Below are 12,223 nucleotides of genomic sequence, written 5' to 3'. Positions count from 1 at the left end.
TCAAATAGCGTGGTCGGGTGCGGCTAACCGGTTTCAGTGACGTCGGGTTGCGGATTCTGATCCGGCTCGCCGCCGAAGACGGCCAGCAGCGGATCTCGACGCGCCAGATCGCCGAGGAGATGCAGATCTCGTACACGCATGCGACCAAGGCATGCGCGCACCTGGCCGCTTCCGGGTGGCTCGATGCCGACCGCGGCCGGGGCGGCGGACTGGCCCTCACGGCAGCCGGCCGCGTGGCGCGGCTCGGCGACGTCGTGCAGTCGCTGGAAGACGACGGCGACACCGAGCTGGTCGATTGCAGCGGTCTCGATTGCCCGCTGCAATCGGCGTGCCGGCTCCGCTCGGCGTTGGCGCAGGCGAAAGCGGCGTTCTATGCGTCGCTGAACACCACGACGGTCGCCGACCTCGCGCAGCCGCCGACCAGGAGCCTGCTCATCAGCCTCGGTGCGCCGGCCGCGCAGATCGATTCCCGTTCCGATTGAACCGAATGGCTCGCTAATTCGTGGTGCCCATAACCGCTGCGCAAGGGGACCACGATGCAACTTTCCGCACGCCTGCCCGCTGACCTCGCGGCAACCGCCGTGGCCCTGGTGGTCGTCGCACCACTGATACCGGTCGCCCCGACCGTCGAGCATTCCTCGCCACCGACCGTGACTCGGGAAATCCGTTTGGCCGCAACGGTTCCGCCGGGCGGGTTGATCACCAGTTTCGTGCAGAACCAGGGGATCTACTGCTCGATCATCTGTCCGCTACTGGCGCAGACCGTCACGACGGGCATCACGACGACGCTGCTGGAGCCGGGCGTGTTCCTCGCGGCACTGCCGGCGGACGGTCCGCTCAAGGCGCTCGGCATCGCCGGCGCGTCGATGACGGGGCCCACCGCCGCGGCCATGGATCGCGCGATCGATGCGGATGCGGCCATTCCCGCAAAGCGGGCGCTGAACGCGTTCGAGGTCGCAGTGGTGGGTCTGCTCAACATCGGCCCCGCGATCACGGGCGGTCCGGGGGCCGTCTTGAACGCGTTCCAACAGTTCCGGCAGCAGACCTACGACGCGCTCAACGCGCCCGTCGTACGGAACCCCGAGCCGACCGTCCAGCCGCGCGGCGTGTTCCAGGTCGCGGTGATCGGCGTCATCAATGTGGTTGCGGCCGTGATCTTCCCGGCCTTCAACGACTTCCTCGCGGGTGCGTTCCACGTGCCCGACGCCGTTGCACAGGAACTGGCGAGAAGCGGCAACCCGGTGCGCGCCGTGATGGCGGGAGTCCAAACCGCCGTCGGCGTGGTGACCGCGGCCGGCACCGTCATCGGGAGCACCATCGTCACCGAGGCCAACAAGGTGCGCGCCGCGGCCATGCAATCCGCCGCTGCTGCGCCGGCGGCAGCGCCCAAGGTCGTCAGCACCTCTGCTGTGGCTCCGACGCTGCCGACGTCACTGCCCAAGTCCAAGAAGACGGAGCTGTCGACACCTATCGACGACGTGAACAAGTCGACGCCGCCGAAGCCGCGCGGTCAGGTCCTCAACCCGCTGGCCGGTCTGGCGAAAGGGCTGACGAAAGCACTGACGCCCAAACCGAAGCCGAAGTCCAAGACCGAGTCAGACGGCAAGTCCGTAGTTCAGTCCAACGACCGCGGCGCCCAATCCGGACTGCCGTCCCGCCCGGCCTTGCGCGCCAATCGGTGATTACGCCCCCGAAGCAGTCGCAGCTGTAACAGCGACTCGGTCCAGAACGCTGACCGCGGCGTCGACGTCCACGTCGAGTCGAACAGTTTCTTGGTGGCGGCCAACGCGTCGGGGGAGCGCTCGACCAGCTGTGCGGCCAACTCTTCGGCCGCTGCCAACGGGTCTTCGGCGACCGATGTGACCAGTCCATAGCCCAGGGCTTCGGTCCCGGAAAACACCTCGGCGGTCATGGTCAGCCGTTTGGCCACATCCATCGGTAGGAGTTCGCGCAGTGTCACAGACCCGGTCATGTCGGGGATCAGTCCCCACCGGGCCTCCATGACCGACAGCTTGCAATCCGGCGTCGCGATCCGGAAGTCCGCGGCCAGGGCAACCTGCAGACCACCGCCGTAGCAATGGCCGTGCACCGCCGCGATCACCGGGACCGGCAGCTCGCGCCACGCCCAGCAGGCCTGCTGGAACAGGTTGGTCTTCTGCCCGGGGAGCTTGCCGAAGTTGCGCACGGCGCTCAGCCCCTGCAGTTTGGCGCCGGCGAAGTCCAGTCCGGTGCAGAATGCGCGTCCGTCACCGCGCAGGATCACGACCCGCACCGAACGATCGCGGGCCAGCTGGCCGGGGACGGTGGCGAGCGCTTCCAGCATGGGCAGATCCAGGCTGTTCATCTTGTCCGCCCGGTTGAGCGTCGCGTAAGCGATGCCATCGCGGATGTCGACAGTGATCCGGTCCGTTGTCATGGACGCAGGATAGTGCGGCCCGGGCGGTACCACGGCAACCGCCGAAGCTGTGGGTTTTTGGTGAAAATGCAGAAACGGCCACGTGGCTGCGAGGGTCGCCCTACTGTCCTGCGGCAGTGCCACTCTGCGATTTTCAGCAAACCATGCACCGCGCGGCGTTTACTCCCGAGACAATTGATTCCGTTTCGCGAAGAGTGTGTCCGAAACCGGAATCGATACGCTACTGTGATCCGCGTGACAGGCGAGGCGCGGGTGACCATGGCGGAACGCCAGCGCGCGAAACGCGCTGAGCTGGTGCGCGAAGAGGTCATCGAAGCTGCTTTGGCGGAGTTCGCCGAGCGCGGATATCACCAGACCTCGATCAGTCACATCGCCAAGCGGCTCGGGTCCGGTCATTCGATGTTCTACCGGTACTTCGAGAACAAGCGCGACATCGTCGACCACGCCGTACGCCAGGTCAACGCCCGCGTGCTCGCCGCGATCGGTGACTCGACGCCGGGACGGCTGGCATCCATCACCGAGTTCCGCGATCACCTGCTCGGTATCGGGATGGCCTACAGCGAACTGCTGGCCGACGAGCCGCGCTTGATGCAGTTGATCGTGGTGCAGGCGGCCGGCGTCGATCAGCAGATGACCGAGGAATTCCAGCACCTCTTCGACGACGGCGCCCGCGTCCTCGCGACGATGCTGCGCGACGGCATCAAGCAGGGTTACATCCGGGCCGACGTCGACGTGCGGGCCACCGCCCAGACGATCTGCGCCATCCCGTTCGGTATCGCCCTGCGCTACGGGCAGAAGCCGAGCCGTGAGGAACTGCTCGCGCAGACCTTCGCAAGCAACGAACTGGTGTGCCGTGGCATCGCCACCGAGTGGCCGGAATCCGGCCGGGAAGCAGCCGCGCTGTGACCGACCAAGCACAAACCGGAGGGCTGGCGAAGTGGCCGGCGATCAACGAGGCCATCGAGTGGGTGCGCCGTTACCTGCAGAACCATCCGATCGCGTCGCTGAGTACCGCGGGCGGTCAGATCGTGCTCGGGTTGCGGGCCTTGGAGTATCTGTTCCGCGACATCGTCAAGCGGACTTTCCAGTGGCGCGAGTTCCTGGATCAGGCCGCGTTCATGGCCGGAACGGCTTTCACGCCAACGGTTCTGGTGACCATCCCGATCAGCGTGACGTTGTCGATCCAGTTCGCGTTGCTGGCCGGCCAGGTCGGCGCCTCGTCCCTGTCAGGTGCGGCCACCGGTCTGGTGGTCATCCGGCAGGGCGCCCCGCTGGTCGCGTCGCTGTTGCTGGCGACGGCCGTCGGTTCGGCTGTCTGCGCCGACCTCGGGTCGCGGACCATGCGTGAGGAGATCGCCGCGATGGAGGTCATGGGGGTTTCCCCGATCCAGCGGATGGTGGTGCCGCGGCTGGTCGCACTGGTGCTCATCGGTGTGCTGCTCACCGGCGTCACCAGCTTCGTCGGGTATCTGGCGAGCTACATGTTCAACGTGTACCTGCAGAACGGCACCCCGGGTTCGTTCATCGCCACGTTCTCGTCGTTCTCGACGGTCGGGGACCTGGCGCTGGCCATGGTCAAGGCGATCGTCTTCGGCGTGATCGTGGCGGTGATCAGTTGCCATAAGGGGCTCGATACCCGTGGTGGTCCGGCCGGTGTGGCCAACTCGGTCAACGCCGCGGTGGTCGAGTCGGTGCTGCTGATGATGATCGTCAACGTTGTGATGAGTCAGCTGTACGTCATCATCTTCCCGAAGACGTCGATCTGACATGGCGGCTCCCTCAACATTCACCCCGGGTCTGCTGCGGCCGGTCGCCGCGGTCGGCAACGGGCTGCTGAAGGCGGCCGGGCGCACCGGTCACATGGTCGAGTTCTTCGGCAGGGTGGTGCTGGCCATGCCGACGATGTGGGTTCGTTACCGCAAGGAATTCCTGCGGCTGCTGTCCGATATCACGTGGGGTAACGGCTCGATCGTGGTCGGCGGCGGCACGCTGAATGTGGCTGGGGTGCTGGGCATCACGGCCGGGGCGCTGGTGGCGATCGAGGGCTACAACGCGCTGAACCTGTTGGGGTTGGGGCCGGCCACCGGTCTGGTCTCGTCGTTCGCCACCACGCGAGAACTTGCGCCGGCGATGATCGCCATGGCGTTCATCGCGCAGGCCGGCTGCCGGTTCACCGCGCAGCTGGGCGCCATGCGGATCAATGATGAGATCGACGCGCTCGACACTCTCGGGATCAATTCGGTGGCGTATCTGGTGGCCACACGGGTGATGGCCTCGATCATCGCGGTGGTGCCGCTGTTTCTGGCGTCGTTGGCCCTGGCTTACCTGTCGTGCCAGCTGGTCAGTGTGATCGCCGGCCAGTCCACGGGCACCTATCTGCATTACTTCGGTCTGTTCCTGGAGGGCCGGGATGTGCTGTTCGCGACGATCAAAGCGGTGGTGTTCGTGTTCATTTCGTCGACCATGCAGTGCTACTACGGCTACTTCGCCTCAGGTGGTCCGGCAGGTGTCGGGGTGGCGGCCGGTCGGGCGATGCGCGGCAGTGTCACCGTGGTGATGATCGTCAACATGCTGCTCACGATGGCGCTGTGGGGCGTCATCAGCGGCGCAAGGTTCGGTGGCTGATGGGTAACTCTTTCGATCACGACCCGCGCGGCTCGACCGACCGCAAGCTGGGCGTCATCGGCACGATCTTCGCGGTCATCGCCGCGATCGCCGCGGTACTGATGGTGGTCAAATCCCAAGGCAAGCTCGATGATTTCATCCGGGTCGACCTCAAGCTCATCAACATCGGTGACGGGCTGCCGGAGCGTTCGGATGTGAAGTTCCGCGGCGTCATCGTCGGCATGGTGTCGAGCGTGACGCCCTCGCAGCACGGCCAGCCGAACGTGGTGCACGTCAACATCCAGCCGCAGTTCGCGCCGCAGATTCCCGACAATGTGACCGCGCGCGTGGTGCCGGCGAACCTGTTCGCGGTGTCGGCTGTGCAGCTGGTGCAGAACGGCAGCGGCGCGCGGCCCATCCGTTCGGGCGATGTGGTCATGGAAGACCAGACCTTGCCCACGGTGCTGTTCCAGAATGTGCTGGCCAAGCTGCGCCAGCTGCTCAAGGCCGTCGGTCAGTCACCCGATGCGAACAACGTCGGTGTCTTCGCGGCCATCTCCGAGGCCACTCACGGCCGTGGGCAGAAGCTCACCGATGCCGGCGGTGGTCTCAACAGGGTTATGCAGCAACTGAATTCGGTGGTGGCCTCCGACGACACCGGGCCGACGACGCTGTCGGCACTCAAAGCGGCATCCGAGAGCCTGCGTACGGTGTCACCGGATCTGTTCGCCGCATTGGACAGTTCGGTCAAGCCGATGCGGACGCTTGCCGAAAAGCGTTCGCAGTTGACCAGTTTCCTCACCGGTGGGCTGAAGACCACGGGAACACTCCGTGATGCGTTCGACCACCAGATCGACCGGATGATCCAGGTCAGCACCGGCCTGACACCGGGGCTGGGTGTGATCGCGGATCATGCCGGCGAGTTCCACGGGATTTCGACACGGCTGCAGGCCCTCGCGAACAAGGCATACGACGAAGCCTGGAACCCGGTGACCAACCTGTTGACCGTCAAGGCGGTCATCTCGATGAATCCGTCACGGCAGTACACCCGGGCCGACTGCCCGCGGTATGGGGCAATGGAGGGGCCGAGCTGCCACACAGCGCCGGAAACCCCGACGGCGCCTGACCTCATCCCGGGGTTGGCCTCTATGGGCATGGCCCCGCCCGCGTGGGTTCCCGAGAATTACCCCAACACCGCTCCGCCGCGGTTCTCGGTGCCGATCGTGCCCGATTTCCCCGGGCCGCCGGACCCCGATGCGCCCCCGGCACCTCAGGCGGCGCCCGCTCCGGGGCCCCAGGCCGTGCCGGCCCCCGCAGGGCCACCGCTGCCCGCGGAAGCCGGCGCACCCGCCCAGATTCAGCAACAGTCCGCGCCGCTCTACGGCGGAACAGTCGGGCCGGTCGGTAGCGACGTTGAGAAGGATCAGTTGAGCAAGATCGTCGGTGGCCCAGCCACATCCGCGACCCAACTGTTGCTGGGTCCCGTTACCCGCGGGCAAGACGTACAGGTCACTCCGATTCCGGAGGGGCAGCGATGAAACTGAAACGCACCACCGTCCTGTTCCTGACTCTGTTTCTGGTCTTTTCGGTCGCGGTCACCTGGATGGTGTTCGCCACCTTGCAGCGCAACATTGCCGGGCCGACCACGAGCTACTCGGCCATGTTCAAAGATGTATCGGGCCTGGCCGAGGGCGATGACGTCCGGGTGGCCGGCGTTCGGGTGGGCCGCGTCGACAAGATCGACCTGACCTCCGACTATCGGGCCAAGGTCACCTTCCAGGTGCACAGCAACCAGACCCTCTACACCAACACGCTGGCCTCGGTGACGTACCAGAACATCATCGGGCAGCGCTACGTCGGACTCAGCCAGGGCGAGGGTGAAAAGCGGAAACTGCCTGCCGGCGCGCAGATTCCGGAGAATCGGACCAATCCGTCATTCGATATCTCGTACATGCTCAACGGTTTTGAGCCGCTGTTCACCGAGCTCGACCCGAAGCAGGTGGACAACCTGACGGGCGCCATCATCCAGGCGTTCCAGGGCAACCAGGGTTCGCTGTTGACGTTGACCACTCAGGCCTCCGTGTTGACGCAGACGCTGGCGGGTCCGGACGCGGCGCTGGGTGATCTGATCGCCAACCTGGACAAGCTGATGACGACGCTGGCCAAGCAGAGCCAGAACCTGGAGATGATGCTGAGCCAGACGTCGGCGTCGCTGGCGGCGTTCAATGGTCGGCGTGAGGAACTGCTCGCTTCGGTGGGGTCGATCACTGCGAATGTGAATCGGCTGTCGCAGATCGTCAACGCGATCACCCCGAACATGCAGCAGTTCATCGCCCGCGATCCCGGCTTCTTGAAGTACAGCACCACCGATGGAAAGGCCCGGTTCGGCTACATGATGGCCAACGTGCCCCTGCTCTTGAAGGGTCTGAGCCGGATGACGCAGGACGGCTCGTACCTGAACGCGTATCCGTGCGACGTCGACTTCGCCCTGTGGCGCGGCCTGAAGCAGTGGTTCCAGAACTTCGTCATCGCCGCCACCCCGGGTAACGGCAACGAAGTGTGGCACACGGCGGTGTGCCGATGAGCGGCCTGTTCGGTGGCCCGCTCCGCCCGGCGAACATCCCGGGTGGGCGGCAGCGAGTTCTCGAGGACTACAACAAGTTCTGGCTCGGCGTCATCGGTCTGACGGTGATCGTCGTGATGGTTGCCACGGTGGTACTGATCAGCGTGCTGGACTTCGGCAGGAAGCAGTACACCGCCGAGTTCGCCCAGGCCGCTGCCATCAAGTCGGGCAATGGGGTGACGATCGCAGGCATCCACGTTGGTGAGGTGCAGGACGTCGCCTTGGCCGGCGACCACGTGGTGGTCACGTTCAAAGCCGACAAGAACGTGCGACTGGGGTCGGAGACCCGCGCGGCGATCAAGCTCACCACCATTCTCGGTTCGCGCTATCTGGAGCTCGCCCCCGCGGGCTCCGGTGAATTGCGAAGCAACACAATCAAATTGAGTCACACTGAAGTGCCGTATGACCTGCAGAAGACGCTGGAGGGCGCGACCAGCACCCTGGCTCCGCTGGATGCTGACCGGATCGCCGAGTCGGTGCGAGTGATGAGTGCCAGCCTGCAGGGCCTGCCCGACGCTCTGCCGCAGGCGCTGACCAACCTCAATTCCCTTGCCGGCGTGATCCAGTCTCGTCGTGATCAGCTGGGCACGCTGATCTCCAACGCCGATACGATCGCGGCACTTTTGCATCGGCAGAAGGCCGATCTGGGTGCACTGGTGTTGCAGGGCAACCAGATTCTCGGCGAAATCACCACGCGGCGGGCAGCGGTGCAGCGCCTGTTCGACGGGGTGACATTGCTGGCCGACCGGGCGAATACGATTCTGGGCGATGAGCCGCAACTCGACGCGCTGATCAACAGCCTGCATGACTTCGCCAAGATGCTGGCCGACCATGATGCGCTGGTTCGCAGCATCCTGCAGAACGCACCGATCGCGGCGCGCGACTTCGCCAATATCTTGGGGAGTGGGAATGCCGCGGATGTGACGCTGTCCGGTGGTCTCATGGTGGATTCCTGGATGTGCGCCATCAGCGGCCGGGCCCGGCAGTTCAACATCGTCGAATACTTCAAGGACTGCAAATGAGTAAGCGAGCCTTGATGATTGCCGCGGCTGCCGTTGTCACGGTCGTGGCGTTGGTGACGACGGCGGCCATCTTGGTGCCGCGATTCTGGCACCGTGACATCAGAGTGACTGCGCACTTCGAGGACGCCGTCGGACTGTATCCCGGCAACGCGGTGTCGGTGCTGGGGATGCAGGTCGGCAGGGTCGACACGGTGGAGAACAAGGGTGGCTATGTCGAGGTCGTCATGGACATCGATCGGAAGGTCCCCGTCCCGAGCGACGTCGTGGCCGCAACCGTTTCCGCCTCGATCCTCACCGACCGGCATATCGAGCTGACCCCGCCGTACCGTGGTGGCCCCAAGCTCCGCGACGGCGACCTGATCGGAATTGGGAACACCAGGACCCCGGTCGAATTCGACCGGACCCTGGCCATGATGGACAAGCTCGGTACCGCCCTGCGCGGTGACGCCAAAGGCGGTGGGCCGCTGGGTGATCTGGTGAATCTGGGCTCCCAGATCTCGGCGGGCAACAGCGACCAGATCAAGTCGACGCTGACCAAATTGTCCGAGGCGCTCAAGGTCGGACCTGACGGTGGTGCCAAGACCCAGCAGAACCTGCAGCAGATCATCCGCAGCGTCTCGGATTTGACCCAGTCGGCGGCCGACAACGATGCCGCCATCCGCACCTTCGGCAGCAACGTGCACCAACTCAGCGACATCCTCGCGGACCAGAACCTGGGATCAGGGCGCACCGGCGCCAAGGCCAACGAGATCCTCCAGCAGGTGAGCGGTCTGCTGGATCGGCACCGGGATCAGCTGAAGGGCGCATTCGGTGACCTGGACACGATGACCAAATCGCTGGCCGACAACAAGCGTGAGCTGACGGAGACCATTGACGTGCTGCCACTGACGCTCGACAACTTGTACAACGTCCTGGACCCGGTCGGCGGTAGCATCCGCGTCCACCTGTTGACCGACAAGGTGATTCTCAACAACAACCTGAACAAGGAACTCTGCAACCTCATGGGCCTGAAGCAACTCGGTTGTGCGACAGGCACATTGCAGGACTACGGGCCAGATTTCGGCCTGGGTTCGATGCTGGACTTGATGGGCAACGGCATCGGTCCGTCTGGTCAGGGCGAACCGCCCAAACCCGGCGCGAAGCCGGCACCGGCCGCACCCGCTACACCGACAGGGCCGACACGATGATCAGTCCCACTTCTGTACTTCGCGGCGCGCGCTGGACCGTTGTGCTCGGCGGCGTCCTGCTGATGACCGGCTGTGCCGCAGGCCTCGACAGTGTGCCCTTGCCCTCCCCGGGTTCGAGTGGGCCGACGTACTCGTTGAATGCGGTATTCACCGATGCGCTGAATCTGCCGGCCAAGGCGAAAGTCCGCTTGTACGGTGCCGACATCGGTGAAGTCACCTCTATCGAGGCGCAGGATTTCACCGCCAAGGTGGCCATGAAAATCCGTAAGGATGTGCCGCTGCCGGTGGGCAGCACCGCCGAATTGCGTGCTGCCACGCCATTGGGCGACGTGTTCCTGCAGATTCGTCCGCCGTCGCGCACAGACGGTGGCCCACTGCTGCACAGTGGCGACACCATCCCGCTGGCGGACACGGCGTCCGCGCCGACGGTCGAGGAACTGCTCAATTCGCTGGCGATGTTGGTCAACGGCGGTGCCGTCCGTGCTTTGACGATCGACGTCAACGGGGCCGGCCGGGTCGTTGGGGGCCGCGGGGAGAAACTGGCCGGATTGATCTCGGAAACAAATCAGTTCTTGTCGAAGATGTCGGCGCGCTCGGCGCAATTGGATTCGACATTGCGCAGTACGTCCAACATGGCTGCCGAAGTGGCCAATCACCAACAGACCATCGACACGGCGTTGTCGGCCGGCGGCCCGGCGCTGGCCGTCATCTCCGACAACACCACTGCGATCATGGATGTGGTCGACAACGTCGGCAGGATCACCCGGCAGCTGGCGAAGTTCCCGTCGATGCAAGGCACGGACACCCGCAGCTTCATCGCCGATATCAACAAGCTGTCACAGGTCTCCAACGACATCGTGTTGGACCCGAACCTCACGCTGACCGCGTTCAACCGACTGATCGGCGTCGTCGTCAAGTCCACGAATTCGGCTGCGCTGCATGGACTTGCGTCAGTCGAGAAGATCGCGATCGGAGCCCTGCCGGACAAGAACTACGCGGGTGACCCCGGCATCCACGGACCTGACGGCACCGACTGGCACCTGATGATCGGGAGCCTGCGGTACGAGTGGAACATGATTGTCGGGCGAGTCAACGGGGCCGATCGCCCATGATCACCCTTCTCAATTCCGTTCTGGCAGTGGCTATTCGCTTTGTCAAGGCTGTGGCCAGTCGCAAGATCTTGCTGGCGCTGGTTGGCCTGGCACTGACCGCGGTGGTGGCCTTCGCCTACATCGCGATCGATGGCCTGCGGTTCAACCCGTTGCACCGGACCATCGCGGTGCGGATCTTGCTGCCCGAATCCGGTGGGCTGCTGACCAATCAAGACGTCACGCTGCGTGGCATCCCGATCGGCCGGGTATCAGCGGTCAATCTCACCAACAACGGTGTCGAGGCGGTCGCGTCCATCGACGCGTCTGCCCGCATACCGAAAGACTCGCCGGTGCGGGTGTCGGGTCTGTCCGCCGCGGGTGAGCAGTACCTGGACTTCCGTCCCGACAGTGGCAATGGACCGTATTTGGCTGACGGCGCGGTTATTTCGGGCAAGCAAGCCAGCATTCCGGTGACGCTGCCGCACATCATCGACCACAGCCGCGGCGCGCTGGCGCAGTTGGATGCAGACAAGCTCGGCAAGATGTTCAACGAGCTGCATGTGACCAAGGACGGCCCGCGCAAGCTCGCCGCGATCCTCGACGGCGCCAGCTTGCTCGCGAACACCGTCGACTCAGTGCTGCCGGAGACCACGAGCATGATCCGCAGCACCCGGGTGGTGTTCGGCACTGTCGCCGCCGTCCGTCCGGGCCTGCAGGCGACAACCAAGAGCCTGGAAGCGGTGCTGGGCGGCGTGAACAAGATGGACGGCGGCTTCCGCACGTTGGTGGAGCGGGGTGAGCCGCAGTTGGCCACGCTGGACAACCTCATCGCTGACAACCGCCAGAATGTGGTGCAGATCCTCGGGAACCTGACCACGGTGTCGCAGATCATCTATCAGCGCATTCCTGCGCTGGAGTACATCTGGCGGCCGGACCGCGATCCGTTCATCGACCGGTTCTCCGCCATGGTCCACGACGGCGGGATTTGGGCGCTGGGTGACATCTATCCGAAGTACCGGTGCGACTACGACCTGCCGCGTCACTCCCCATCGGATGCGAGTTTCCCAGAGCCGTACAAGTACACCTACTGTGAGGACAAGGATCCATCGCTGTTGGTTCGCGGCGCCCGTAATGCGCCGCGGCCACCGGGTGACGACACTGCCGGCCCGCCGCCGGGATACGACCCCCACGCGGTGACCGACAAGACCCCGCACTACCCGGGTTACACCATTGACACCCCATACGGAGGTCCAGTCATGCCGGTGCCTCTGCCGAACTGA

12 protein-coding genes are annotated in these 12,223 nt (G+C 64.7%); 11 read left to right on the top strand and 1 reads right to left on the bottom strand.

Going from position 1 to position 12,223, the window contains the following annotated elements:
• Positions 1-17 precede the first annotated feature (17 nt).
• A complete protein-coding gene (locus AC1U2B_RS17725; RefSeq protein WP_480217789.1) occupies positions 18-482 on the top strand; it encodes an RrF2 family transcriptional regulator in 465 nt (154 codons plus the stop codon).
• A 54-nt stretch (positions 483-536) separates the two neighbouring features.
• The gene (locus AC1U2B_RS17720; protein WP_480217788.1) at positions 537-1,682 is read left to right on the top strand and encodes a hypothetical protein; all 1,146 of its coding nucleotides are present in this window, start codon (positions 537-539) and stop codon (positions 1,680-1,682) included.
• Here the strand turns inward: AC1U2B_RS17720 and AC1U2B_RS17715 are convergent.
• Positions 1,616-2,416 (bottom strand): crotonase/enoyl-CoA hydratase family protein, encoded by an 801-nt coding sequence (locus AC1U2B_RS17715; RefSeq protein ID WP_480217787.1) that lies wholly within the window; start codon positions 2,414-2,416, stop codon positions 1,616-1,618. The two genes, AC1U2B_RS17720 and AC1U2B_RS17715, sit on opposite strands and share 67 nt — an antisense overlap.
• A 258-nt stretch (positions 2,417-2,674) precedes the next feature.
• Between AC1U2B_RS17715 and AC1U2B_RS17710 the strand changes: the two genes are divergently transcribed.
• The 9 genes from AC1U2B_RS17710 to AC1U2B_RS17670 are packed head-to-tail and all read left to right on the top strand — an operon-like array spanning position 2,675 to position 12,223.
• Entirely contained in the window at positions 2,675-3,322 is a 648-nt protein-coding gene (locus AC1U2B_RS17710; RefSeq protein ID WP_313957377.1) for a TetR/AcrR family transcriptional regulator, read from the top strand.
• A gap of 23 nt (positions 3,323-3,345) precedes the next feature.
• On the top strand, positions 3,346-4,182 hold the full coding sequence (locus AC1U2B_RS17705; protein ID WP_043985344.1) for an MlaE family ABC transporter permease: 837 nt from the start codon (positions 3,346-3,348) through the stop codon (positions 4,180-4,182).
• 1 nt (position 4,183) lies between these two features.
• Positions 4,184-5,041: an MlaE family ABC transporter permease gene (locus AC1U2B_RS17700; RefSeq protein WP_043392563.1), complete on the top strand. Its 858-nt coding sequence runs from the start codon at positions 4,184-4,186 to the stop codon at positions 5,039-5,041.
• Positions 5,041-6,558, top strand: a complete 1,518-nt coding sequence (locus AC1U2B_RS17695) for an MlaD family protein (protein WP_480217786.1) — start codon at positions 5,041-5,043, stop codon at positions 6,556-6,558. The genes AC1U2B_RS17700 and AC1U2B_RS17695 overlap by 1 nt, the downstream gene beginning before the upstream one ends.
• Positions 6,555-7,604 (top strand): MlaD family protein, encoded by a 1,050-nt coding sequence (locus AC1U2B_RS17690; RefSeq protein ID WP_480217785.1) that lies wholly within the window; start codon positions 6,555-6,557, stop codon positions 7,602-7,604. Before AC1U2B_RS17695 ends, AC1U2B_RS17690 begins: the two co-directional genes overlap by 4 nt.
• Positions 7,601-8,665 carry an MCE family protein gene (locus tag AC1U2B_RS17685; protein ID WP_051954716.1) on the top strand — a complete coding sequence of 355 codons (1,065 nt, stop codon included), beginning with the start codon at positions 7,601-7,603 and terminating at the stop codon, positions 8,663-8,665. Before AC1U2B_RS17690 ends, AC1U2B_RS17685 begins: the two co-directional genes overlap by 4 nt.
• On the top strand, positions 8,662-9,852 hold the full coding sequence (locus tag AC1U2B_RS17680) for an MCE family protein (protein ID WP_480217784.1): 1,191 nt from the start codon (positions 8,662-8,664) through the stop codon (positions 9,850-9,852). Before AC1U2B_RS17685 ends, AC1U2B_RS17680 begins: the two co-directional genes overlap by 4 nt.
• A complete protein-coding gene (locus AC1U2B_RS17675; RefSeq protein WP_480217783.1) occupies positions 9,849-10,964 on the top strand; it encodes an MlaD family protein in 1,116 nt (371 codons plus the stop codon). The genes AC1U2B_RS17680 and AC1U2B_RS17675 overlap by 4 nt, the downstream gene beginning before the upstream one ends.
• A 26-nt stretch (positions 10,965-10,990) precedes the next feature.
• Complete coding sequence (locus AC1U2B_RS17670; RefSeq protein WP_480217782.1) at positions 10,991-12,223, top strand: MlaD family protein; 1,233 nt, start codon at positions 10,991-10,993, stop codon at positions 12,221-12,223.

Source organism: Mycolicibacterium sp. P4_G11, assembly GCF_056555145.1.
The sequence above is the reverse complement of the archived record's forward strand: the minus strand, read 5'-3'. Positions and strand labels throughout refer to the sequence as shown.

Coding starts and splice junctions, on each gene's coding strand:
- AC1U2B_RS17720 (WP_480217788.1), top strand. CDS start 537: ATGCAACTTTCCGCACGCCTGCCCGCTGACCTCGCGGCAACCGCCGTG.
- AC1U2B_RS17715 (WP_480217787.1), bottom strand. CDS start 2,416: ATGACAACGGACCGGATCACTGTCGACATCCGCGATGGCATCGCTTAC.
- AC1U2B_RS17710 (WP_313957377.1), top strand. CDS start 2,675: ATGGCGGAACGCCAGCGCGCGAAACGCGCTGAGCTGGTGCGCGAAGAG.
- AC1U2B_RS17700 (WP_043392563.1), top strand. CDS start 4,184: ATGGCGGCTCCCTCAACATTCACCCCGGGTCTGCTGCGGCCGGTCGCC.
- AC1U2B_RS17695 (WP_480217786.1), top strand. CDS start 5,041: ATGGGTAACTCTTTCGATCACGACCCGCGCGGCTCGACCGACCGCAAG.
- AC1U2B_RS17690 (WP_480217785.1), top strand. CDS start 6,555: ATGAAACTGAAACGCACCACCGTCCTGTTCCTGACTCTGTTTCTGGTC.
- AC1U2B_RS17685 (WP_051954716.1), top strand. CDS start 7,601: ATGAGCGGCCTGTTCGGTGGCCCGCTCCGCCCGGCGAACATCCCGGGT.
- AC1U2B_RS17680 (WP_480217784.1), top strand. CDS start 8,662: ATGAGTAAGCGAGCCTTGATGATTGCCGCGGCTGCCGTTGTCACGGTC.
- AC1U2B_RS17675 (WP_480217783.1), top strand. CDS start 9,849: ATGATCAGTCCCACTTCTGTACTTCGCGGCGCGCGCTGGACCGTTGTG.